Source organism: uncultured Veillonella sp. (assembly GCF_963543145.1).
Taxonomy (GTDB): domain Bacteria; phylum Bacillota; class Negativicutes; order Veillonellales; family Veillonellaceae; genus Veillonella.
Genome location: NZ_CAUTZP010000004.1, coordinates 17214 through 43389 on the forward strand (window position 1 = coordinate 17214; position 26176 = coordinate 43389).

Sequence of the window (26176 nt, forward strand, 5' to 3'; positions counted from 1 at the left end):
GCAAGCGCTTTAAAGGAGTGTGACATTATGAGTGACATTATGTATCCGGTAAGTTTCGGAAATTTGATGAACCACATTATGACTGAGTACAAGATGTACAATCGTATTTACAATGTAAATAAAATTCATCGTACGAATCATGATCAACGCTTATCTATCTTTGGTAAATCCATTGAAAACCCTGTAGGTCCTGCAGCTGGCCCTAATACACAGTTGGCACAAAACATTGTGGCTTCCTATGTAGCTGGTGCACGTTGCATTGAATTAAAAACTGTACAAATCATGTACGGTGAAGAATTAGGTATTCCTAGACCTTGTATCTACTCTGTAGACGAAGCATACAACGTAGAATGGTCTTCTGAATATAGCTGTGATGAAGCTGCTGATGAATACATCAAAGCTTGGTTCGCATTAAAATTAATCTCTAAAGAATTAGGATTAGGCGATCCAGATGGATTCTTGTTCATCATGAGTGTTGGTTACAACTTGGCTGGTATTAAGAGCCCAATGGTTGATAAATTTATCAACACAATGCGCAGTGCATCCCAATCTCCTATGTGGGATACATGCAAACAATGGTGTCTTGACCATGTAGATGAATTTGAACATATCGATGCTGATTTCATCAACTCCATTAGCGATGAACTTTGCCAAGCAATCACATTGTCCACAATGCACGGTTGTCCAGCTGAAGAAATCGAATCCATTTGTTCTTACCTTATCAGTGAAAAAGGCCTTCATTTATACTTGAAGTGCAACCCTACATTGTTAGGTCCAAAACGCATTAGAGAGTTGTTAGATAATGCTGGCTTTGAATACATTAAATTTGAAGACCATCAATTCGAAGTTGACCTTCAATTTGATAAAGCTGTTCCAATGTTAGAACGTCTTATCGCTCTTGGTGAAAAACATAACAAAATCTTTGGCGTTAAATTAACAAATACATTCCCTGTACAAATTAATAACAATGAATTGCCAGGCGAGCAAATGTACATGTCTGGTAAATCCTTGTTACCTGTAACAATTGGTGTAGCCGAGCTTCTAAGTGCTCAGTTTGGTGAACGTTTACCAATTTCTTATAGTGGTGGTGCTGTAAAACAAAATATCAAAGCCATCTTTGATTGTGGTATCTGGCCTGTAACAGTATGTACAATTCTTCTACAAGGCGAAGGTTACAATACTTTCAAAGCTTTGGCAGATGAAGTTGAATCTACTGATTACAATGCTGCATTAAAAGTTCATAAAGAACTTATCGCAGAACTTGCTAAAGACATCGCTGAAAATAAAGTATTCAAGAAGAGCGATGCAATGAAGAAAAAACGTGAAGCAATGCCTTCCTTCCCTGGTACACGTAGCTCTGACTACCACTGCCGCGTAGTGTGTGGTGCTTGCGTTCGCGTATGTCCTAACAGATGTAATGAAGTCGTTACTGTAAATGATGCTAAATTGATCGTCCATGTAGATCAAAGCTGTAATGAGTGTGGTAACTGTGCATGTCATTGCGTAGAACCTTGTCAACCATACAAGGATCGCATTACATTCTTCCACAATGCTGAAGCTTTAGCAGATAGTACAAATGATGGTTTCTACATCACAGGCACTAGCTGTGGTTACCGCTTCAAAGGTGAAGAAGCCGTATGTGACATTGATGCATTACCTGAAGAATTGAAAGGAGTTGTACATGCCTTCTGCAAAGAGCATGTGTACTATGTATCATGATTATCATACAACAAGGGGAATTGGTCTTAACTGATCGAATCCTTACCGGAGATTTATTAATCGATGGCGACAAAATTGTCGCCATCGATGAACACGTTCCTGTTCCAGAAGGAGCTAAAGTAATTGATGCAAAAGGTTGTTATGTATTCCCAGGATTTATAGATCCTCATACACACTTCCAAATGACTAATGCTTTAGCATCCACTGCGGATGATTTTGATAGTGGCACAAAGGCTGCTATCCTTGGTGGGACTACTTCAATTATCAATTTTGCTTCTCCTGAGGAAGGCTCCCTTTGTAAAGGTTTAGAGGTTCATAAGGAGCGTGCCGAAGGGCATTGCTCCTGTGACTACAAATTCCATATGGAGCTTGTAGAAATGAATGATACTGTGGCCAGTGAAATCCCAAAAGTGGTTGAGGGTGGTGTATCATCCTTTAAGGTATACTTAGCTTATGGCTTTCGTTTAACGGACCGTGAGATTTATGACGCCATTGAAGCTATAAAACCAACAGGCGCACTTGTAGGAGCTCATTGTGAAAATGGTGATCTCATCGATGCACTCGTTGCTGATAAGCGTAAGCGTGATGAATTAGATATACGTAATCATCCACTTACGAGACCAGCTATGATTGAATCGGAATCGATTAAACGATTTAGTACAATTGGCGCTTCTTTAGAGTATCCAGTACATATTGTGCATGTAAGTTCTAAAGAAGGTGTAGAAGAAATCCTTCGAGAACGCGCATTAGGTCATGCAGTGACTTGTGAAACATGTCCACAGTATTTGGTGCTTGATGAATCACGATATAGCTTGCCTAATTATGAAGGCGCTAAATATGTGATGAGTCCACCTCTTAGAACTAAAGTAGATCAAATGACATTGAAGGAAGCCCTATTAAATGGTACATTCCAAACTATTGGCTCCGATCACTGTAGCTTCAATTTTGAGGGTCAAAAATTAAAAAGTCGTCATGACTTTACCCGTATTCCAGGCGGTATTCCAGGTGCTGAAGAGCGGGGGATCGTCGCTTATGATGTATTGGTAAACCAATGCAATATGAGTGCCGTAGATTTTATGAAACTAGTTAGTGAAAACCCAGCGAAACTATATGGCATGTATCCTAAGAAGGGAACATTAGCCATAGGTAGTGATGGGGATATTACAATTGTTGATAAGAGCGTAGAGCACGTTCTTTCAAAAGAGTCTGCCCATACAAAGGCTGACTATATACCTTATGAGGGGATATCCGTAACCGGTAAGGTTCGCGATGTTATCCTTAGAGGTCACCATGTGGTACAAGATGGATCCTTAACAGAATCATATCTTGGTGAATGTATTCCTTAATGAAAGGAGGGCTATATATGTACCGCTTTCAAGTGAATGGCACCCAACATGAGGTTCAAGAGGATCAGCGTTTAATTGATTTCTTGCGAGCTGATTTGAAATTGACGGGCACTAAAGAAGGTTGTAGTGCGGGTGCTTGTGGTACGTGTACAGTAATTATAGACGGAAAGAAAGCTAAGGCTTGTGTAAGCAAATTATCCCAATTAGATGGTAAATCAGTTGTAACAATTGAGGGCCTAACTGAGAGGGAAAAAGCAGTATACACCTATGCTTTTGGTAAATGCGGAGCAGTACAATGTGGCTTCTGTATCCCTGGTATGATTATTAGTGCAAAAGCGTTGATTGACGAAAATAATAATCCTACAGCTGATGATGTTAAAAAAGCTATTTTAGGTAATATTTGTCGTTGTACAGGCTATGTGAAAATCGAAGAAGGCATTATGCTAGCCGCAAAAATGATTCGTGAGAACTTACCAGTTCCAGAAAAAGATACTAATGCAGCTGTAGGTGCTCCTTTACACCGTGTTGACGTAGAGGAAAAAGCATTAGGCACTGGTCAATATGCTGATGATATTCATATGGAAGGTATGATTTACGCTAAAGCATTGCGTTCTAAATACCCTCGTGCTAGAGTCGATCGCGTGGATGTTTCCAAAGCACTCGAACATCCTGCTTGTGTAACAGCTTTAACTGCTAAAGATGTACCATTCAATAAGACTGGTCACTTAGTGCCGGATTGGGATGTATTCATCGCAGAAGGCGATATCACTCGTTATGTAGGTGATGCTATTGCGTTGGTAGCAACAACTGAGAAGAAATACTTGGACGAAGTTCTTGCTCTCATTGAAGTTGATTATACAGAGTTAGAGCCTGTAGTAGATCCATTAGAAGCATTGAAACCAGATGCTCCTCAATTACATCCAAGTGGAAATGTATTGACTCGTCAAACATTATCTCGCGGCGATGTAGATAAAGCTATTGCAGAGGCTGCATTTGTAGTAACAAATCATTATTCCACACCTCAAACAGACCATGCATTCATGGAACCTGAATGTGCTGTAGCATATCGTGAAGGCGATGTAATACATTTATATTCCGGCAGCCAAAACGTTTACGATGATCGCCATGAGGTATCTCGTATGCTTGGTATTCCTGAGGAGTCTGTAAAAGTTCATAGCATGCTCGTAGGTGGCGGCTTTGGTGGTAAAGAGGATATGAGTGTACAGCATCATGCGTCTCTTGTGGCTTGGCTTACAGGTAAACCAACTAAGGTTCTCTTCTCCCGTCAAGAAAGTCTTAATATTCATCCTAAACGTCATGCGATGGAAATGGATATTACTACGGCTTGTGACGCAGAAGGTAACTTAGTAGCTAGTAAGGTAAATATCGTATCTAACTGTGGTGCTTATGCATCCTTAGGTGGTCCAGTACTTCAACGTGCAGGTACACACTCTTGTGGTCCTTACAAATTTGATAATTTTGCCTTTGATGGTGTTTGCGTTTATACAAATACTGTTCCTGGCGGTGCATTCCGTGGGTTCGGTGTAACACAAACTATCTTTGGTCAAGAACAAAATATTGATGAATTGGCTGCCTTAGTAGGTATGGATCCTTGGGAATTCCGTTATAAAAACGTTGTTCGTCCTGGTGACTCCTTACCAAACGGCCAGATTTGCTCCGACGAAACTGCATTAGCAGAATGTTTGGAAGCAGTAAAAGATGCATACTACGCATCTGACCGCACAGGCCTTGCAGTATGTTTGAAAAACAGTGGTATCGGTGTAGGTTTACCTGATACTGGCCGCGTTATCTTAGAAGTACGTGACGGTAAAGTTCGTATTCGTACTGGCGCTGCTTGTATCGGTCAAGGTATGGCAACTATGGCGACTCAAGTACTATGTGAAACAACTGGATTGGCTGCTGACAAAGTATTTGTAGAACGTCCTGATACAGTACGTACGCCAGACTCTGGTACAACTACTGCATCTCGTCAAACTGTATTCACTGGTGAAGCAACACGTAGAGCAAGTCTTCGCTTGAAAGAACTGTTAGAAACTAAAACATTAGAAGAATTGAATGGAGTAGAAATCTATGAAGAGTTCCTTGGCGAAACTGATCCATTCAACTCTGATAAACCACATCCAAAAAATCACGTTGCCTATGGTTATGGTGCTTGTGTAGCAACAATCGGTGAAGATAATAAAATTGCTGATTTACATGTAGCATACGACGTAGGTCGTGTAGTTAACCCACAATCTTGTACTGGTCAGGCTGAAGGTGGCGCAATTATGGGGATGGGGTATGCTGTAACAGAAGACTTCCCTTATAAAGATGGCTATGTAACAGCTAAATATGGTACTCTAGGTCTTCTTAGAGCAACACAATGTCCACCAATTCATGTAAGTTTGATTGAAAAGGGGACACCAGAACAATATGCATACGGCGCTAAAGGTATTGGTGAAATTTCCAGTATTCCAATTGCACCAGCTATTGCAAATGCGTATCGTCGTATCGACGGAGAACCACGTAGATCCTTGCCGATTCAACATACAGGTTATAAAAAATAGAATATTTGCTTAATGGGTAGGGGGCCATAGGCCCCTAGCCATCAAGGTTCCCACGTGAAGTCGATGAGATTTCTAAACTCTATCATGTACGATAGTATGACTATATTATTTAACTAGTAACTAAAACGTAAGATATGAGGTGATTCTTATGAGTAAAGCTATATCTGGTGTCGACCATGTAGATGGTATGCTGCCAATACCGCAATTATTTGCTTATGGCTTACAGCACGTACTAGCTATGTACGCTGGTGCAGTAGCAGTACCAATCATCATCGCACAAGCGATGAACTTACCTATTGAAGACTTAATTCGTTTGATTACGGCCGACTTGTTCACATGTGGTATTGCTACATTGATTCAAACATTAGGCATTGGTCCTATCGGTGGTCGTATTCCTCTTATTCAAGGCGTAACATTTGCTTCTGTAAGTCCAATGATTATGATTGGTCAGCAGCATGGTATGACAGCTATCTACGGTGCGATTATCATAGCTGGTCTCTTTACATTCTTTGTGGCTCCATTCTTTAGTCGATTGATTCGTCTATTCCCACCTGTAGTAACAGGCACTATCATTACTATTATTGGTATCAACTTAATGCCAGTAGCAGTTAAATGGATGGGCGGCGGTGCAGGTAATCCAAACTTTGGTGCTCCTATATATATTGCTCTTGGTGTAGCTACATTTGTTCTTGTTATTCTAACCTATCGATTTGGTAAAGGATTCATTGGTAATCTAGCAATCTTAGTAGGGCTTATTTTTGGTACAGCCCTTGCTATGATTTGTGGTATTACTGACTTCTCCGAAGTAGGTCGTTCTCAGTGGATATCCATTGTAACACCGTTCTACTTTGGGATTCCAACCTTTGATTTTGCTTCTATCATTTCTATGATTATTGTAATGCTCGTAGTTATGGTTGAAACAACTGGTGATAGTATTGCTGTAGGCGAAATCGTTGATAAACCTATCGGTCAAAAAGAGTTGGCCGCAGTACTTCGTGCTGATGGCTTATCTACTTTTATCGGCGGTATTCTTAACAGCTTCCCTTACACAGCGTTCGCTCAAAACGTAGGTCTAATCGCTGTAACACGCGTTAAGAGCCGCTTCGTTGTAGCAGCATCTGGTGTTATTCTTATTGTATTAGGTCTTTTCCCTAAACTAGCAGCTATCGTAGCTTGTATTCCAAATGCTGTTTTAGGCGGTGCTGGTATCGCAATGTTTGGTATGATCATTGCCAGCGGTATCCGTTCCCTTGGTAAAGTTAGCTTTGATGGTAACTACAACTTGATGTTAGTAGCGATCAGTATTGGTGTATCTATGATTCCTCTTGCGGCGCCTAACTTCTATGCACATTTCCCAGAATGGGTTCAAATTCTTTTGAACTCCGGTATCACAGCAGGTAGTATCGTTGCCGTTCTTCTAAATGTTGTATTCAACGGCTTCGGTTACAAAACTGTTAACGAACCTAATCGTGCAACACGTAAATACCGTCACTTCACACGATTCAAAGGTTATCCTAAACATTTCTATCAATAATATATAGTTAGACGAGTTTATTCTCATACGATTACATGTATTGTCTCTCACAGTAGAAATCTTGTTAGTATAGGTAAAACATCTATATACATGTTTTCGCTATTTTAAAGGTCTCACTCTAGTTCTAGGGTGAGGCCTTTTTTAATATGGAATCGTATACTACTTTGGTATATAATTAAATAATATTATTGCAAAGGAGAAGCATTATGAAAGACGAGCGATTTATAGTCACGTATCGAATAGAAGCAAGTTCATATGAAGAAGCAAAAGCAATTGCTTGGGCCGTTCAAGTAGAACAAACCATAGAGTTTCCTTATGAGTTTGTCAATGATCCATATATTAAAGAAAATATCACTGGTCGGTTAGATAGTCTTGAACCTATGGAACAAGATTCTGCGTATGTAAATGTTGGTATCATGCCAAATACTGTAATCGATGTATCTCGTTATTATGTGGCTCGTATTTCATACCTCGTAGATACTACGGCTTTAGAAGCGACACAATTTTTAAATGTTGTCTTTGGCAATTCTTCGTTACAGCCGCATATTTGGGTGGTAGATATTGAGTTGTGTCCAAGGCTTTACGATGTGTTTAAGGGACCACGATTTGGTTTGCATGGTATTCGTCGATTAGTGGAAACGCCGACACGTCCAATGATCCAAGCTGTTATAAAGCCGATGGGAACACCGAATGAAGAATTGGCTCGCATGTGTGGTGCGTATACACGCGGTGGGGCAGATGTGATTAAGGATGACCACGGCATCTCCAATCAGTCTTTTTCTCAATATAAAGATCGAGTAAAACGATGTGCTGCTATAGTGCAGGAAATGAATGCTAAACATAGTGCACATACCTTATATGCAGCTAATGTGTCTGGCGATGGTACAGACGTAATTGAACGTGCTTATTTTGCTAAAGAGGCTGGTGCCACGGCTCTCATGGTGGCGTCAGGTCTTGTAGGTTTTGGGTGGCTCCATAAATTAGCTACTGATGAGAAATTACGATTGCCTATTATTCATCATCCAGCTTACTCCGGTGGTTTTATAAGCCCTGGTACATCTGGTGTGGCAGACTATTTACAACTAGGCTTGTTGCCTCGTATCTTTGGGGCCGATATGCCAATCTTTGTTTCTTACGGTGGACGTTTTACTTTTACAGAAGAACAATGTAAAAGAATCTCATCGTATATTAAACAGCCGATGGGTTTGATGAAAGCAGCATGTCCTGCACCGGGCGGTGGAGTTACAGATGCACGCCTTAATGAACTAGTAGATTTGTATGGGAACGATACAATGTTCCTTGTTGGCGGTGATATGTTCCGTCGAGGTCCAGACATCGAATTAAATATGGCATACTTTGTAGAGCGTTTGACTTGCTTAAGTGAAAGAAGATAATGATAGTTTGTATTTACATAGCTTAATTTAATAGTTAAAGTAAATGACTAAGTTATCAACTTTCATAGAAATAATAGGTTTATGATTAAGTATATGGAGTGTTTTGATGAGTGAATCCTCACCGTTAGAGGTCCATGTCATTGCTAGTGGTAGCAAGGGCAATTGTACAGTAATAAAAAAAGGGAACTCCGTCATATTGCACGATGTAGGCATTAGTTGTCGTCGCATCGTCAATGGATTGAAAGAATTACATATCGATATGGCACAGGTAGAGGGGATTTTTATCAGTCATGAACATAGCGACCATATTGCAGGGCTACAGCAACTGTTGAAACGTTTTGATATTCCTGTGTATACGAAACAAGGGACATGGCGTGAGATACAGGACAAGCTCATCGTGCCAAAGAATCAGTTGATAGAACTGACTAAGGGAAGTCTAACACTCGGTAATCTTGTGGTGGAACCTTTTAGTGTGAGCCATGATGCGGCTGATCCAATCGGTATTAATGTCTTTACAGGCAAAGATAAGGCTACTGTCGTTACCGATACAGGTGTGATTTCCGATAGTATCTTACACCGTATGGATGACACGACCTTGTTAGTGTTAGAAGCTAACTATGACCCACATATGTTGCGTTTTGGTCCATATCAACCGTTTTTGAAACAACGGGTGGCTAGTGATGAAGGTCATCTAAGTAATGAAATGGCCGCGCAAGCGTTGCTTATGATGAAACGACCTGACTTTATGCAAGTTATTTTGGCTCACCGGTCTGAAAATAATAATAACGCGGTCCTTGTAACACAAACGATTGGCAAAATGCTCGTTGATGGGGGTGTTCGCATTGGACAAGAAATGAAACTACAACATGGGCAACCTAATGAAATTGTGTCTATGAAATCTGTAAAGAGGTAAAATATGAGATTTTATGTAGTTTGTATTGGTAAGCTAAAAGATGCTTACTTACGTGATGGCGTTGCGGAGTTTGTAAAACGGATGCGATCATACGGGGGAATTGCGATAACAGAACTGAATGAAAGTAAAATTGGAGATAAACCAAGTGATGCAGATCGTAAGCAAGTAGTAGATGAAGAAGGGGAACGATTATTAAAAGCTGTTCCAAAGAATTCCTATACTGTTTTACTTGATGTGTACGGTAAAACGATGTCTTCCGAAGATCTAGCGAAAACCATAGCAAAGCTAGAGGTAGATGGGGTTAGCGATATGGCTTTTATTATTGGCGGAGCCTTTGGTGTTAGTCAAACTCTACGTGAGTCTGTAAATTATAAATTATCCTTTAGCCCCATGACCTTTACTCACCAAATGGTGCGATTACTATTGGTGGAACAAATATATCGGGCTTCAAAAATTAATCGGAATGAACCATATCATTGGTGAGTTCCATAGTTTATAAATTTTATTCTAGTCCTTTAAGTAGGTGTAGTTAATATAACTTATACCCTAGGAATATACTTATAAATAATTTATATAAGGCTTTTATAAAAAAAGGAGTTTTATTATACCGTGTCGAATAGTATAATAAACCCAGATGTATTTGTAAGGAGGAATTCGCTATGAAAATTCAAGAAGTAATGAATAAATACCCTGTTACTGTTGGTAAAGATGCACCAATTTCTGATGTAGCTGATTTATTAGTTAAATACAATTTAACTGCTATATCCGTAGTGGATGACAATAATAAATTGGTAGGCATTATTTCTGAAGGTGATTTGCTTTATAAAAAAGTGCGCCCTCATGTACCTCACTATGTAAATGTTTTAGGCGCTAGCATCTATTACAATGGCATTGGCGAATACAATGCAAAGTTCAAAAAATTGTTGGCATCTCATGTTCATGAGTTGATGACTGATGAAGTAATTACGACTACACCAGATAAAGATGTAGAAGAAATTGTATCTGTTATGTTAGACCAACATTTGAAAAATGTACCAGTGGTAGATAAGGATTACCATTTAATCGGTATCTTGTCTCGCCGCGACATCATCAAATTGATCGCTAAAGATAACTAATTGGCATAATTATGTAAAACGTATAAAGACCACCCGTTTTGGGGTGGTCTTTTAGTGTAAATTGAGAAGAATTGCATTGACCTTGCATTTATGTTATTATTAGGAGTGCATAATATACTACAGAAATTTGGGCGTATTGCCCTTCGAGGAGGACATATTTTAAATGAAAGCAACTGTAAATCCTGTTGATCAACACGTAGTAACGTTAACTATCGAAGTACCTGCAGCTGAAGTAGACAAAGGCATTAAACAAGCTGTAAAACGCATTGCAGGTCAAGTAAACATCCCTGGTTTCCGTAAAGGCCATGCGCCTCGCCGTATTTTGGAAATGAATTTCGGTAAAGAAGCTATCTTAGAAGAAGCATTTGAAGTATTGGCTAGCCAAAACTACACTGCTGCTCTTCGTGAAAATGACATTGTTCCTGTATCTGAACCAGAAATCGAACGCGAACAGTTCGAAGAAGGTAAAGATTTGATCTTCAAAGCTACTGTAACTAAACGCCCTGAAGTTAAACTTGGCGATTACAAAGGCTTAGAAGCTGAAAAACAAGATGCTACAGTATCTGATGAGCAAATCGAAGAACAATTGAACAACATTCGTGAACAACAAGCGAAAATGGTTGTTGCTGAAGAAGGCGCTACAATTCAAAAAGACGACTTTGCAGTAATCGACTTCGCAGGTTCCGTTGACGGTAAACCATTCGATGGTGGTGAAGGTAAATCCTACCCATTACAAATCGGTTCTGGTAGCTTCATTCCTGGCTTCGAAGAACAATTGATCGGTGCTAAAGCGGGTGATGATGTAACTGTAAAAGTAACATTCCCTGAAGACTACTTTGTAGCAGAACTTGCTGGTAAAGAAGCAGAATTCAAAACTCACATCCATGACATTAAACGTAAAGAATTGCCTGAATTGAACGACGAGTTCGCAAAAGAAGCAAGCTCTTACGAAACTATTGAAGAATTGAAAAAAGATCTTCGCGCTAAAATGGAAGAAGAAGCTTCCCGTCGCGCAATCGATACTTACAATGCTGACTTGATTCAAACAGCTGTTAAAAATGCAACTGTTGAAATCCCAGAAGTAATGATCGAAGATCGTGTAGAACAAATGATTCAAGAATTAGCTATGAACATGGAAGGTCGTGGCTTGAAACTTGATGACTACTTGAAATTCTCCAACAAAACTATCGAAGATTTACGCTCTGAATACAAAGATTCCGCAGCTGAAAACGTACGCGCTGATTTAGTATTAGACGCTATCGCAACTGCTGAAGGTATCGAAGTAACTCCAGACGACATGAACCGTGAAATCTTCATTATGGCTCAAAACTTTGGGGCAGATCCTAAAGAGGTTTGGGATATTATTGCAAAAGAAGGTCGTGTAGCTATGTTGGCAGGCTCTGTAGCTCGCAAAAAAGCAGCTCGATTCATTATTGATAATGCAAAAGGCGCTGAAGCGGCTGAATAATAGTTTGCTCAACTAGGTACATGAAAAGGTGATTACATGTATGTACCAATCGTAGTTGAACAAAGTGAACGCGGCGAGCGTTCCTATGATATTTACTCTCGCTTATTAAAGGATCGCATTATCTTCCTCGGTGGTCCCATCGATGATAATGTGGCAAATGCAGTTATTGCGCAAATGCTATTCCTAGAAGCAGAGGATCCTGATAAGGATATCCATTTGTACATTAATAGCCCCGGTGGTGTTGTAACTGCCGGTATGGCTATTTATGATACGATGCAATATATCAAACCAGATGTGTCTACCATTTGTGTAGGCTCTGCAGCGAGCATGGGTGCTGTGCTTTTAACAGCAGGTACAAAAGGCAAACGCTATGCGTTACCTCATGCACGCGTTATGATTCACCAACCATTAGGTGGTGTACAAGGGCAAGCATCTGAAATTGAAATCCATGCCCGTGAGATTCTTCGCATGCGTGAAGAGTTAAATGGTATCTTAGCTTCTCGCAGTGGACAAGATATTGAAGTAGTCGCTCGCGATACAGATCGCGATAACTTCATGAGTGCTCAGGATGCCGTTGAATACGGTTTAATCGATGAGGTGCTCACTAGAGAACCTGTAGAAAGCAAGTAATGGAGGCGCCCCTTGGCAAAAGATAAAGACACTATGCGCTGCAGTTTTTGTGGACGCACAAGCGAAGAAGTCCGCAAATTAGTGGCGGGTCCTAATGTTTACATTTGTGATGAATGCGTTGAAGTATGTGAACGTATCATCGCTGATGAGTTAGGTGCTGTTGAAACGGACGACTTCAACTTAAAAGAATTGCCAACGCCGAGAGATATTAAAGCTCATCTTGACGAATATGTTATTGGTCAAGATGATGCTAAAATCTCTTTAGCTGTGGCTGTATATAATCACTACAAACGCTTACAAACAGATAATGTAGTAGATGATGTAGAATTACAAAAGGCTAATGTATTGTTCATTGGTCCTACTGGTAGTGGTAAAACACTATTGGCTCAAACCTTAGCGAAAATGCTAGAAGTGCCATTTGCTATTGCAGATGCTACAAGCTTAACTGAAGCTGGTTATGTAGGGGAAGATGTAGAAAATATCTTGCTCAAAATTATCCAAGCTGCAGATTATGATATAGCTCGGGCAGAGCGCGGCATTATCTATATCGATGAAATCGATAAGATTGCGCGTAAGTCTGAGAATCCTTCCATTACACGTGACGTGTCTGGTGAAGGTGTACAACAAGCATTGCTTAAAATCTTAGAAGGTACTGTTGCTTCTGTTCCACCTCAAGGTGGTAGAAAGCATCCAAATCAAGAAATGCTTCAAATCGATACGACAAATATTCTCTTTATTTGTGGTGGTGCATTTGATGGTATGGATAAGGTTATTACTAAACGTACCGCTAAGAAGACCCTTGGTTTTGGTGCAGACGTGCAACGTAAAGAAGAACGTAATGTATCTGCTATCTTAAAAGATGTTGTACCTGAAGATTTATTGAAGTTTGGTTTGATTCCTGAGTTCATTGGTCGTTTGCCTGTTATGGTAACATTAGATCAATTGGACAGAGATGCATTAATCCAAATTTTGACAAAGCCTAAAAATGCATTAACAAAACAATATGAAAAAATTCTATCCCTTGATGGTGTAGAGTTAACTTTCACTGAAGATGCATTAGAAGAAATCGCTGATGAAGCATTACAGCGAAAAACAGGTGCTCGTGGTTTACGTGCTATCATTGAAAAGGTGATGAAACGCGTTATGTTCGAAGTTCCTTCCATGCCGGAAGTAACTAAGTGCATCGTGAATCGTGAATCCGTGCTGAGCACAGGTGAACCTATACTCAAAAATGAGGCAGACCAAGACATCCAGTTGAAATCGTAATTCGAAGAAACTCATTTCTGTGTAGGAATGAGTTTCTTTTCATAATATAAATACCTGGAGGAAGTATGAATTTACTCGAAATTGGGATCCCTACCGTACCTCTTAGAGGCATGGTTGTATACCCAAATATCGTGATTCACCTCGATATCGGTCGAGACAAATCCATTAAAGCGGTAGAGGCCGCGATGAACGAGGATCGCATTTTAGCAGTTGTGACCCAAAAGGATGACGCTGTTGATGCTCCGACCGTTCATGATTTAGCCCAAATGGGTACATTAGTAAAAATCAAGCAAATGTTACGCTTACCAGGTGGTATTGTACGTGTTCTTGTAGAGGGCATTACACGTATTCGCGTAATGAATATTACAAGTATGGATCCGTACTATGTAGGGGACTACGAACGCGTAGCCTCTGAGTTTGAAGATGATGTGGAGTTAGAGGCTTACCGTCGTCTCGTGCAGTCTAAATTCGGTGAATGGGCAGAGGAAGCTAAATCTGTTACAGATGAAGGTGTAACGCGCGTTATGGAATTGCGTGACCCATGTGAATTAGCTGACCAAGTTGCATTCTTGTTGCCAATCAATAATTTGAAACGCCAAGAGTTATTAGAGGAATTATCCGTAGCTCGTCGTCTCAACATGATTGTAGGCATTTTAAATATGGAGTTACAAATCTCTGATCTGGAAAATTCCATTAATAATCAAGTGCGTCAATCCATGGAAAAAGCGCAAAAAGAATACTTCTTGCGCGAAAAAATCCGCGTTATCCACGATGAGTTAGGTGACAAAGGTGATCCAGAGGAAGAGGCAGAAGAATTACGCGTCAAATTGAAAGCACTGAACTTAAGTGAAGATGTACATACGCGTATTGATAAAGAAATTTCTCGTTATAGCCGCATGCCGCAATTGATGCCTGAAGCAACAATTCTGCGCAACTACCTAGACTGGGTATTGGCTTTACCGTGGAATGAATTGACTGAGGACCGCTTAGACATTAAGGAAGCTCATGCAATGCTTGAGGCTGACCATTATGGCCTTGAAAAGGTAAAAAAACGCATCCTTGAATTTTTAGCTGTTCGTAAGTTAACTGGTAAAAATAGTGGTTCTATCCTCTGTTTAGTTGGTCCACCAGGGGTTGGTAAAACATCCTTGGCCACATCTATTGCTAAAGCGATGAACCGTAAGTTTATCCGTGCATCTTTAGGCGGTGTTCGGGATGAAGCTGAAATCCGTGGTCATCGTCGTACGTATATTGGTGCATTACCTGGTCGTATGATTCAAGGTCTTAAGAATGTAGGGACCAAGAACCCTGTATTCTTATTGGATGAAATTGATAAACTCGCATCTGATTATAAAGGTGATCCATCCTCTGCCTTGTTAGAGGTGTTGGACCCTGAACAAAATAGTACATTTAGCGATCACTTCATCGAGGTACCGTTCGATTTCTCCGAAGTATTCTGGATTACTACGGCTAACGTAGCATCTAATATTCCTGGTCCGTTGTTAGACCGTATGGAAATTATTGAATTATCCAGTTATATGGAGGAAGAGAAACTAGAAATCGCTAAGCGGTACTTAACTCCTAAGCAAATTAAGAAAAATGGCCTTGAAGACTATAAGGTTAAATTATCTGATGCTGTGTTGAGAAAAGTAATCTCCGAATATACTCGCGAAGCTGGTGTTCGTACCTTAGAAAAAACAATAGCTAAGATTTGCCGTAAGATCGCATTCAAAGTAGTTGAAGAAGGTGGCGATGCACCAAAAGTAACTACTAAGAATCTTCATGAGTTCTTAGGTGCTCCGATTTTTATTGACCAAGAACGGGAAAAGAAACCGCAAGTTGGCTATGTAAATGGCTTGGCTTGGACTTCTGTTGGTGGCGTAGTATTACCTTGTGAAGCTACGACTATGAATGGTACAGGTAAATTGGCATTAACTGGTAGCTTAGGCAAGGTTATGCAAGAGTCTGGCCAAGCGGCTATGAGTTATATTCGCCACAATGCAAAAGCATTAAAAATTGAAGAAGATTTCTATAAGAAACTCGATATTCACGTTCACTTGCCAGAAGGGGCAACGCCTAAAGATGGTCCTTCTGCAGGTATTACAATGACATTGGCTATGGTATCTATTTTGACAAACCGCAAGGTTCGTTCTGATATTGCCATGACTGGTGAAATTACATTGCGTGGCCGCGTATTGCCAATAGGCGGTTTAAAAGAAAAATTATTAGCAGCCTTGTCAAATGGCATTAAAGAGGTATTGATTCCAAAAGGCAATGAAAAGGATATTGCAGAATTACCTGATATTGTAAAAGAAGGACTCATTATTACGCCAGTTAAGACAATGGATGAAGTATTAGCAAAGGCACTTGTGTAATGCAAAAAAAGAAAAAATCCACTAAACAAATGGGGCCAAAACCACAATATACACGAAAAGAACCGAAGGGGCCTCGTATTATAGCAGCAAAATATAATACCTCCTGTGTGAAGGCGGACCAATATCCTGAAGGGGATACTGTGGAAATCGCTTTCCTAGGACGCTCTAATGTGGGCAAATCTTCGCTGATTAACTCGTTGTGTAATTATCGTGGGTTAGCACTCGTTAGTGGTCAACCAGGTAAGACTAAGACGATAAACTATTTTGATATTGAGTCAAAAGAGGATATTTCTGAAACAGAGGAACGCCGTTATCATTGGTTCCTCGTAGACCTTCCTGGGTATGGTTTTGCAAAGACAAATAAAGGAAACCGCAATTTGTGGTCTTCCTTTATTGCTGATTATATTTTACATTCTGAACGATTGATGTTGTTGTGCTTGCTTATCGATGGTCGTCATCCAGAGATGCCTATTGATAAGGTGGCCTACGACTGGCTTGTTGAGGCTGGTGTGCCACTACAAATTGTAGTCACTAAAGCTGATAAGCTAACAGCTAAAGAAAAGTCCGCGAACTTGGCTAAAATTAAGGACATGTATCCAACGGATACACCGCCTATTTTATATAGCTCCTTGAAACATACAGGTCGTGAGCTTTTACAACAACGGATTAATAAAGTTCTAGTAGGAGATGAAGCATGAGTCAAACCAATGAGTTAGAGATTATGGAACGTATTGCTCTAGATTTAGAGGGCGTTGAAGAGTCTCTTGCATCATCTTTTAATACAGGTGCAGAAGACTTTAATGCACTGATTCGACCATTATCAGCGGCTGGTGGTAAGCGTTTACGCGCTCAATTATGTTTGTTGATTGCTAACGCAGGTACATCTGTAGAACGTGAGCGTATTAGAATTGCAGAAGCTGTAGAAATGCTTCATTTAGCAACACTGATTCACGATGATGTATTAGATCAAGCTGAGATTCGTCGTGGTGAAGATACGATTCATATGCACAAAGGCAATAAAGTCGCTATTCTTAGTGGTGATTACTTATTTGCAAAGGCTTTCCAAATCGTATCTGAAATGCCTAATATAAAGTACTTACAAATCTTTTCCCATATCATTACATGTCTCGTAGAAGGCGAGTTCATGCAAATGGAAGACGTATATCGTATCGATCAAGGGATTGAGCGCTATTTGACTAAGACTCAAAAGAAAACAGCGGACTTCATGGAAGGCTGTATGGGACTTGGCGGACTATTGGGGGGCTGGCAGGAGTCTGAAATCGTCGAGTTGAAGAAATATGGTCATGCATTAGGAATGGCATTCCAAATTACTGATGATATTATGGACTATTGTGAAACAACAGAAACTACAGGGAAACCTGTAGGCAATGACCTTCGAGAGGGGTTATTGACCTATCCTTTATTAAGTATTGTTAATGATGATAATAAAGATACACTGCTTGCAAATATTAAGGCTTTAAGCAATGGTGGTAACGAGCAAGATATCATTGATTACGTTATCGCTCAAGGTGGTATTGACAATACATTAGCTGTAGCTGACAAATATTGCAAAGATGCGTTAGTCGCGCTTACTGCAATACGTGATTTCCCAGGGAAGGAATTCCTTGTAATGACTGTAGAAAATCTAGCTAATAGAAAGGTATAATATGGAACCGTTCGAACCAAAACCGGATTTCGAATATCCCATAAAAAAACCTTCTTTTGATAGTGTTGTTCGTCAAAAGCGTCGCGAAGCAGAATTAAAGGCTGAGCAAGAACAGTATAAGGTGGCAAATCAACGAGTTCCTGAAGAACCGGACGATGAACCTATTTATACTGAGATGGAACAGAAAATGATGGATGAAGCACGAGAAATTTCTCTTGTGGGCCATTTATCTGAATTGCGAAAACGTCTTATTATAATGGCTGTTGCAATTGTCATAGGAACTTGTATTTCATATTATTATATAGACTTATTATTGGAAATACTCTTAAAGCCAGCTGGTAAGCTTTATTATATGAAACCTACGGAGGCTTTCTTTACCTATATGAAGGTGTCTGTAGTAGGTGGTCTTATTATAGCGGCGCCCATTATATTGCATCAGATTTGGTTATTTGTTAAGCCTGCATTGACGGTGCGAGAAAAACAGTTGTCTAACTGGATCTTACCAGTAGCGATTGGTTTATTTGGTGTTGGCATTGTATTTTCTTATTCTCTTGTATTGCCTGCTGCCGTGAAGTTCTTTATGGGCTTTGCTACTGACGAATTACAACCGATGTTTTCCATTGGTCAGTATATGGACTTTGTGTTGTCCTTTGTACTACCTTTTGGATTTATCTTTGAATTGCCATTGATTTTAATCATCTTGGGATATTTCAACTTAATTACATCACGTTTTTTAAAAACGAAACGAAAGATATTTATTCTTATATCCTTTATCATAGGTGCTGTCATTTCACCCACACCGGATATGTTCTCTCAAACGATGATTGCATTACCTATGATATTGCTATATGAAACGAGCCTGTTTGTATTGGCTAAGATTATGAAGCGCTAAGGAGTATTTTTAGGAGGAACGATGAAAACCTACGAAAATTTAACCACATATAACCCCGGTGAAATAGAAGGGAAATGGTATTCTTATTGGGAAAATCAAGGATACTTTCACGAAGAAGTAGACACTAATAAAGAGCCTTTCAGTATCGTATTACCGCCTCCTAATGTAACTGGTATGCTTCACATGGGGCATGCACTAGATAATACGTTGCAAGATATCCTCATCCGTTTTAAACGAATGCAAGGCTATAATGTATTGTGGATGCCTGGTACTGACCATGCTGGTATTGCTACTCAAATCAAAGTAGAAGAGATGCTTGCTAAAGAAGAAGGCAAATCTCGCTATGATTTAGGTCGTGAGAAATTCGTAGAACGCGTATGGGAATGGAAAAAAGAATACGGTGATACTATCGTAAAACAAATTCGTAGCCTTGGCGCATCTTGTGACTGGACTCGCGAACGCTTTACATTGGATGATGGGTACTACCATGCAGTGCGTGAAGTATTCGTAAGCCTTTATGAAAAAGGGTTGATCTATCGTGGTGAGCGCATCATCAACTGGTGCCCTCGTTGCGCGACGGCTTTATCTGATGTAGAAGTTGAACATGAAGATGAACATGGCCATTTATGGCATATTAAATATCCTGTAAAAGGTGAAGATAATCGCTTCGTAGTGGTAGCGACGACACGTCCAGAAACAATGTTCGGTGACGTGGCAGTAGCGGTAAACCCTGAAGACGATCGTTATAAAGATCTAATCGGTAAAACTTTGATATTACCATTCGTTAACCGTGAGATTCCTGTAATTGCCGATGACTATGTAGATGCTAGCTTCGGTACAGGTTGTGTAAAAATTACGCCTGCTCATGACCCTAACGACTTTGAAATGGGCCAACGCCACGATTTAGAGTCTATCGTTGTTATGAACAATGATGCCACAATGAATGAAGGCGCTGGTAAGTTCAATGGTTTGCCTCGTGAAGAAGCGCGTAAACAAGTAGTAGCTGAACTTCAAGAGTTAGGCTTGCTTGAAAAAATCGATGACCATGATCATGCGGTAGGTCATTGCTCCCGTTGTAATACAATTATCGAGCCAATGGTATCTAAACAATGGTTCGTAGATATGAAACCATTGGCAGAGCCAGCTCTTAAAGTCGTTAAAGAACATGAAGTAGAATTTGTTCCTGAACGCTTTACTAAAACATATGTAAACTGGCTTGAAAACATCCGGGACTGGACGATTTCTCGTCAATTATGGTGGGGCCATCGTATTCCTGCATGGTACTGTGATGACTGCGGCGAAACTATTGTAAGTCGTGAAGACATTACAGAATGTCCTCATTGCCATGGTCATGTTACACAAGACCCAGATGTTCTTGATACGTGGTTTAGCTCTGGTTTATGGCCATTTGCTACCATGGGCTGGCCTAAGCAAACACCAGAGCTTAAACAATGGTACCCAACAAGTGTTCTTGTAACTGGTTACGATATCATCTTCTTCTGGGTAGCGCGTATGATCTTCATGGCTCTTGAGTTCAAACATGAAATTCCGTTCAAACACGTATTCATCCATGGTCTTGTTCGCGATAGCCAAGGTCGTAAGATGAGTAAATCCTTAGGCAATGGTATTAATCCACTCGATGTTATCGATCAATTTGGTGCCGATGCATTGCGTTTCACTCTTGTAACAGGCAATACACCTGGTAACGACATGCGTTTCTACATGGAGCGTGTGGAAGCGAACCGCAACTTTGCTAACAAAATTTGGAATGCCTCTAAATTTGTATTGATGAATCTTACCAATTATGATGAAAGCTTCGTTCCAACTGACGATGATTTAACATTAGCTGACCAATGGATTATTCAAAAATACAATGAAACAGTACAAAGCGTAACATCTAACCTCGATAAATTCGAATTAGGTGAAGCAGCAAGTTCCGTATATGACTTCATTTGGAATACGTACTGTGACTGGTATATTGAATTGGCGAAACCTCGTTTGTATAGTGAAAGCAACGAACGCGATCGTCGTACAGTTCAATACTTGCTCGTAACAATCTTGCGTCACATGCTTGAATTGTTACATCCGTTCATGCCGTTCGTAACGGAACATATTTGGCAACACTTGCCTCATGAAGGGGACAGCATCGTAGTTACTAAATGGCCAGAAGCATTGAGCTTCGACAATCTTGACAGCGCAGCACGTCAAATGGAAGTGATGATGGATGCCATTAAAGGCATTCGTAACATGCGTGCTGAAATGAATGTGCCATTAGGTAAAAAAGCAGAGGTTATCGTGGCACCTACAGATCCAACATTAGCTCAAACTGTAGCAGACCACAGCGACTACTTCGTAACATTGGCTTGGGCTGAAAAGGTAACAATCCTCGGCGCCAACGATGCTAAACCAGAAAATGCGACTGTAACAGTTGTAAATGGTATGGAAGTATACCTCTTGCTTAAAGACTTGATTGATGGCGAAAAAGAAAAAGAGCGTATCGGGAAGGAAAAAATTCAATTGGAAAAAGAAATTTCCCGTTTGGAAGGCAAATTGTCCAACCAAGGCTTCCTTGCAAAAGCTCCTGAAGCTGTAGTAGCGAAAGAAAAAGAAAAGTTAGAAGAATATAAACAAAAACAACAAGCGTTATTGGAACGTGAAGCGTTCCTTGAAACCTTATAATAGGAGGTTTATATGACATATCAAGAGGCCTTAGCCTATTTAGAACAGGCATCCTCATTCGGTATTAAGCCTGGCCTTGAACGAATTACAGCTCTTATGGAGGCCCTTGGGAATCCGCAAGAGGATTACAGAATTGTTCATGTCACAGGTACGAATGGTAAGGGCTCGGTTACCTCATATATTTCCTACGCACTGTTTACAAGTGGATTACGGGTGGGGCGATTTACATCGCCTCACCTTCAATCCTATACGGAGCGAATTCAAATCAATGATGGAAATATTACGGAGGAAGCCTTCGGTGAATTAATCAATCGTGTAAAAGCGGCAGTAGATACTATCATTAGTAATGGGGTAGAGGCGCCGACGCAATTTGAAATGTTGACGGCAGCCGCATTCTTGTTCTTTAAAGAACAAGGTGTAGACTATGCTGTAGTAGAAGTTGGTTTAGGTGGACTGCTAGACTCTACTAATATCGTTACTCCTAAAGTGTCTGTTATTACTAATGTAACTGTGGATCATCAAGCTTACTGTGGTGATACTGTTGAGGAGATTGCACGTCATAAAGCGGGCATCATTAAATCTAAAGTACCTGTAGTGACAGCTGCGCAAGGTACGCCTCTCAGTATTATTGCGGACGTAGCTAAAGAAAAGAATGCTAAGTTATATGCTTTCAATAAAGATTTTGGCATCGATAGTCGCAGTGCTGTAACAGGTGGTCAAATGATTACGGTCAGTACCAATGATGCAGCGCCTGCTATGCTCTTTACGACGATGGTTGGCATTCACCAATCTGTAAATCTCGCTTGTGCCTTAGTGGTTGTACGTTTATTGATGAAAGACGATAAGAGTATCAGTGAAGAAACGATGCGCGAAGGTTTTGCTTGCACTACGTGGGCTGGTCGTTTTGAAGTTAAACGCGGTCTAAATCGTACCTTTATCTTTGATGGTGCTCATAATGCGGCAGGGGCTGAGTCTTTTGCTATGGCGTATGCTGAATTGTTTAAAGATGCTCCAAAAACAATCGTTATGGCTATTCTTAAAGATAAGAACCAAGAGGCGATTATTCGTGAAGTCGTTAAGGCTGGGGATACAGTACTTGTTGTACCGGCGCCAACAGATAGAACGGAAGTACCCGAAACTTTGGTTGAAGTGATTCGACGCACTGTTCCAAAGGCGACGGCTCAAACTGCTGATTCTGTTGAGGGCGCTTTAGCATTGGCTTATAAGCATACCCAGACTGGTGATATTATCGCCGTATGTGGTTCGTTATATATTTTAGGGAATGCTCGTCAATGGTTTAACCATGAGATGAGTCACTAAGGTGCAATCATGGAACTCTCGCTTATTCCTAATCAGAAACGCCTTACCTTTTATATTGAACGATTAATCTATGGTGTTGTGGTTGCTATGCCATTACAACCGATGGTGGGGGATGTACTCCTCTGGCTGGCTATAGGGCTTGCACTATATGATTTAATTTCTACTAAATCATTGAGTTTACCTACAGGATACTTGTCTTGGTCGGTGATGATCTTTGTTATATGGACTGGTATATCATCGCTCCTGTCACAGAACTGGGATTGGTCCATTCAAAGTTGGTTCTCTCAAATTGTAGCAGGTGGGGGGATGTACTATTTAGTGCGTACCTATATTCAAACGCCTAAACAATGGAACTATTTTCTTCGTGCTTTTTTAGGTACCGCAGTTCTCGTCTGTGTTATTGGTGCCTATCAGTATCTATTTATTCCTAACATACATATAAAAGAATGGGTAGATGCTGCTCAGTTTCCAAAATTGATGCGACGCATGGCATCAACATTACAAAATCCTAATTTGTTAGGGGCTTATTTGTTGATGGTATTAAGCGTATGCATCAGTTATATTCTCGTCTATATGAAAGAAAATCGTACCCGTGACGTGGTGACGATGTTCATCATAGGTATTATTTTATTTTTAACGATGCTCTTAACCTATTCTCGTGGTATTTGGATTAGCTTTGCCGCTATGACTCTCTATTGGGCTATCTTTGTAGAACGTCGTCTTTTCCTATCCTTGTTAGCTGTACCGATAATTCTGTACTTCTATGATGGTGAAATAGCGTCACGACTTTGGTCCATCTTCCAAGGTCACGATACATCGGCAGATCTTCGTTGGGCATTGTGGGATAGCACGACATATATCATACGAGAAAATCCTATCTTTGGTATTGGTTGGAATACATTCTACTTAGTCTATCCTGAGTATAACTATTATATTCAAGGCCCTAATGTATTAATGTATCATGCTCACAATTTATATTTGAACATTTTAGCCGAAATAGGTATTCCTGGTTTGCTATCATTCCTCGCAGTTATCGTAGGTCATGTAATTACATCTATACGATTAAAAGGGGATCTATTCCGACAAGCAGCACAAATAGGCGTAGGCGCCTTAGCGGTGGCTGTTCTCGTTAGTGGTTTATCTGACTTTGAGCTCTATAGCCATCAAGTGACTATAGTATTTTGGCAATTGCTAGGATGGGTGGGGGCCTTTGTAAAAGTACAACTTTCAGCGAATGACCATACTTAATAGTTATAGCTTGTATAATTAGGATGTTTTATGGTAGCTATATAATTTCATAATATGATATAATTAATACATACCTTGGTAAGGTAAGTTTAAGTATGATTAACCGGTTTTCTAATGTTAGAGATAATTGAACATTATTGCTTGCATTTGAAAACCGGTTTTTTGCATATCATTGTATCTTTATAGGGAGGTGTACGGTTCATTTCTTGTGTATAGGATGTTGTTTTTATATTGAGAAGGTTCTATATATTGTATAGAGATAGTTCGATTTAACCTAAAAACATCAATATATACCATCAAATCGATAATTCCTGTGAGTTATAACGATGTGAATAAAACTTATGTGAAAATATGAAAATCTATGCGTTTTAGTCATAATGCACCCATAAAGTGTGACGAAAAATACATTTTAGTCATATAAGTTGACAATACATTGGATGTGGACTACGATGAAGTCGGTTTAAGGAACGACCAAGAGATCAAACTGTCGTTTATACAATGTTACTCTTAAAGGAGATGGTAATGGTGATAGACATCAAAGACCGCGTTAAATGTGCGGCCCTCCAAGGTAAAATTGTCACTGCTTATGATGCAGCTCTTTTGATTAACCCTAACGATAAAGTTGGTATTTCCGGCTTTACTCCATCTGGTTATGCAAAAGCAGTGCCATTGGCTTTGGCAGAAAGAATGGAAAAAGAACCATTCAAAATTGATTTGTGGACAGGTGCTTCTGTAGGTGATGAAGCCGATGGTGCATTGACACGTGCAAATGGCATTAATCGTCGCTTCCCTTATCAAACTAATAAGGATACACGTAAAGCCTTAAATAGCGGCGATGTTAAATACATCGATATGCATTTAAGTACAATGGCACAAAATGTTCGCTATGGTTTCTTTGGTGATTTAGACGTAGCTATCGTAGAAGTTTGTCAAATTAATGAAGATGGCTCTTTAGTACCTACTACATCTGTTGGTAACTCCCCAACATTTGTTAGCCAAGCTAAAAAGGTTATCGTAGAAGTTAACGTTTCTCAACCATTATCTTTGGTTGGTATGCATGACATCTATGAACCTCTTGATCCACCACATCGTAAACCAATTCCATTGGAAACACCTGGTGATCATATCGGTACTGATGCCATTCCTTGTGATCCAAGTAAAATTGTTGCAGTAGTACCTTGTGATGTTCCTGATACTACAAGACCTTTGGCACCTATCGATGATGATGCAAAAGCAATGAGTCAACACCTTATCAAGTTCTTTGAACAAGAAATTGCAGAAGGTCGTTTACCTAAGAACTTGCTTCCATTGCAATCTGGTGTAGGTTCCGTAGCAAATGCTGTAATTAGTGGCCTTGCTAAAGGACCATTCACAGATTTGTCTATCTATACAGAAGTAATCCAAGATGGTATGTTCGACTTGATTGATGCAGGTAAAGTAACTGTATGTTCTGGTACTGCATTAAGTCCTTCTCCAGACGGGTTGAAACGTTTCTATGCAAATATCGATGAATACCGCAAAAAAATTATTCTTCGTCCGCAAGAAATTTCCAATAACCCTGGTATTGCTCGTCGTATTGGTGTCATTGCCATGAATACCGCTATCGAATTTGATATTTTTGGCAATGTAAACTCTACTCATATCATGGGTAGCAAAATGATGAACGGCGTTGGCGGTTCTGGTGACTTTGCACGTAGTGCATATCTCACAATCTTCTGTACTAACTCCGTTGCTAAAGGTGGCGACATCAGTTCTATCGTTCCATATGTATCTCATGTGGATCATCCAGAACATGACACTATGATTTTCTGTACAGAACAAGGTGTTGCTGACTGCCGTGGTTTGAGCCCAGTGGAAAGAGCTCGTTTGATTATTGAAAAATGTGCTCACCCAGACTACAAACCTATGTTAACTGAATACCTCGAAAAAGCACTCGCTGCAACTAAGAATGCCCATACACCTATGTTGCTTGACGAAGCTCTTTCTTGGCATAAACGCTTCACAGAAACTGGAAGCATGAAAAAATAACCTGTTTTTTTAGGAG

Annotated in this window: 19 protein-coding genes; all 19 read left to right on the forward strand. The window is 40.1% G+C overall.

Features of this window, described 5'->3' with window-relative positions; genetic code table 11:
* Positions 1 to 27: 27 nt before the first annotated feature.
* The 19 genes from RWZ05_RS02950 to RWZ05_RS03040 all read left to right on the forward strand — a co-directional run bounded on the left by RWZ05_RS02950 (position 28) and on the right by RWZ05_RS03040 (position 26160).
* Positions 28 to 1719: a selenate reductase gene (locus RWZ05_RS02950; protein WP_314641962.1), complete on the forward strand. Its 1692-nt coding sequence runs from the start codon at positions 28 to 30 to the stop codon at positions 1717 to 1719.
* On the forward strand, positions 1716 to 3065 hold the full coding sequence (gene hydA, locus RWZ05_RS02955) for a dihydropyrimidinase (protein WP_314641964.1): 1350 nt from the start codon (positions 1716 to 1718) through the stop codon (positions 3063 to 3065). The genes RWZ05_RS02950 and hydA overlap by 4 nt, the downstream gene beginning before the upstream one ends.
* 17 nt (positions 3066 to 3082) lie before the next feature.
* The gene (xdh, locus tag RWZ05_RS02960) at positions 3083 to 5632 is read left to right on the forward strand and encodes a selenium-dependent xanthine dehydrogenase (protein ID WP_314641965.1); all 2550 of its coding nucleotides are present in this window, start codon (positions 3083 to 3085) and stop codon (positions 5630 to 5632) included.
* Positions 5633 to 5780: 148 nt separating this feature from the next.
* Positions 5781 to 7166 carry a nucleobase:cation symporter-2 family protein gene (locus RWZ05_RS02965; RefSeq protein WP_314641966.1) on the forward strand — a complete coding sequence of 462 codons (1386 nt, stop codon included), beginning with the start codon at positions 5781 to 5783 and terminating at the stop codon, positions 7164 to 7166.
* A gap of 206 nt (positions 7167 to 7372) precedes the next feature.
* Positions 7373 to 8560, forward strand: coding sequence for a RuBisCO large subunit C-terminal-like domain-containing protein (locus RWZ05_RS02970; RefSeq protein WP_314641968.1), 1188 nt, complete (start codon positions 7373 to 7375; stop codon positions 8558 to 8560).
* Between the two features lie 106 nt (positions 8561 to 8666).
* A complete protein-coding gene (locus RWZ05_RS02975) occupies positions 8667 to 9473 on the forward strand; it encodes an MBL fold metallo-hydrolase (protein WP_314641970.1) in 807 nt (268 codons plus the stop codon).
* 3 nt (positions 9474 to 9476) lie between these two features.
* Positions 9477 to 9956 carry a 23S rRNA (pseudouridine(1915)-N(3))-methyltransferase RlmH gene (gene rlmH, locus RWZ05_RS02980; protein ID WP_314641972.1) on the forward strand — a complete coding sequence of 160 codons (480 nt, stop codon included), beginning with the start codon at positions 9477 to 9479 and terminating at the stop codon, positions 9954 to 9956.
* 176 nt (positions 9957 to 10132) lie between these two features.
* On the forward strand, positions 10133 to 10588 hold the full coding sequence (locus RWZ05_RS02985) for a CBS domain-containing protein (protein ID WP_314641973.1): 456 nt from the start codon (positions 10133 to 10135) through the stop codon (positions 10586 to 10588).
* A gap of 163 nt (positions 10589 to 10751) precedes the next feature.
* On the forward strand, positions 10752 to 12056 hold the full coding sequence (gene tig / locus RWZ05_RS02990; RefSeq protein ID WP_314641975.1) for a trigger factor: 1305 nt from the start codon (positions 10752 to 10754) through the stop codon (positions 12054 to 12056).
* A 36-nt stretch (positions 12057 to 12092) separates the two neighbouring features.
* Positions 12093 to 12686 (forward strand): ATP-dependent Clp endopeptidase proteolytic subunit ClpP, encoded by a 594-nt coding sequence (gene clpP, locus RWZ05_RS02995; protein ID WP_009351033.1) that lies wholly within the window; start codon positions 12093 to 12095, stop codon positions 12684 to 12686.
* A gap of 12 nt (positions 12687 to 12698) precedes the next feature.
* Positions 12699 to 13952: an ATP-dependent protease ATP-binding subunit ClpX gene (gene clpX / locus RWZ05_RS03000; RefSeq protein ID WP_295814422.1), complete on the forward strand. Its 1254-nt coding sequence runs from the start codon at positions 12699 to 12701 to the stop codon at positions 13950 to 13952.
* Between the two features lie 65 nt (positions 13953 to 14017).
* Positions 14018 to 16327: an endopeptidase La gene (lon, locus tag RWZ05_RS03005; protein WP_314641980.1), complete on the forward strand. Its 2310-nt coding sequence runs from the start codon at positions 14018 to 14020 to the stop codon at positions 16325 to 16327.
* Complete coding sequence (gene yihA / locus RWZ05_RS03010; protein ID WP_314641983.1) at positions 16327 to 17025, forward strand: ribosome biogenesis GTP-binding protein YihA/YsxC; 699 nt, start codon at positions 16327 to 16329, stop codon at positions 17023 to 17025. Before lon ends, yihA begins: the two co-directional genes overlap by 1 nt.
* A complete protein-coding gene (locus RWZ05_RS03015) occupies positions 17022 to 17993 on the forward strand; it encodes a polyprenyl synthetase family protein (RefSeq protein ID WP_314641986.1) in 972 nt (323 codons plus the stop codon). The genes yihA and RWZ05_RS03015 overlap by 4 nt, the downstream gene beginning before the upstream one ends.
* A 1-nt stretch (position 17994) precedes the next feature.
* The gene (gene tatC, locus RWZ05_RS03020; protein WP_314641987.1) at positions 17995 to 18885 is read left to right on the forward strand and encodes a twin-arginine translocase subunit TatC; all 891 of its coding nucleotides are present in this window, start codon (positions 17995 to 17997) and stop codon (positions 18883 to 18885) included.
* A 21-nt stretch (positions 18886 to 18906) separates the two neighbouring features.
* The gene (locus RWZ05_RS03025; RefSeq protein WP_314641988.1) at positions 18907 to 21564 is read left to right on the forward strand and encodes a valine--tRNA ligase; all 2658 of its coding nucleotides are present in this window, start codon (positions 18907 to 18909) and stop codon (positions 21562 to 21564) included.
* Positions 21565 to 21576: 12 nt separating this feature from the next.
* Positions 21577 to 22884 carry a folylpolyglutamate synthase/dihydrofolate synthase family protein gene (locus RWZ05_RS03030; protein ID WP_314641990.1) on the forward strand — a complete coding sequence of 436 codons (1308 nt, stop codon included), beginning with the start codon at positions 21577 to 21579 and terminating at the stop codon, positions 22882 to 22884.
* A gap of 9 nt (positions 22885 to 22893) precedes the next feature.
* Complete coding sequence (locus RWZ05_RS03035) at positions 22894 to 24132, forward strand: O-antigen ligase family protein (RefSeq protein WP_314641993.1); 1239 nt, start codon at positions 22894 to 22896, stop codon at positions 24130 to 24132.
* A gap of 522 nt (positions 24133 to 24654) precedes the next feature.
* Entirely contained in the window at positions 24655 to 26160 is a 1506-nt protein-coding gene (locus RWZ05_RS03040; RefSeq protein WP_314641996.1) for an acetyl-CoA hydrolase/transferase family protein, read from the forward strand.
* The last annotated feature ends 16 nt before the right edge of the window (positions 26161 to 26176 follow it).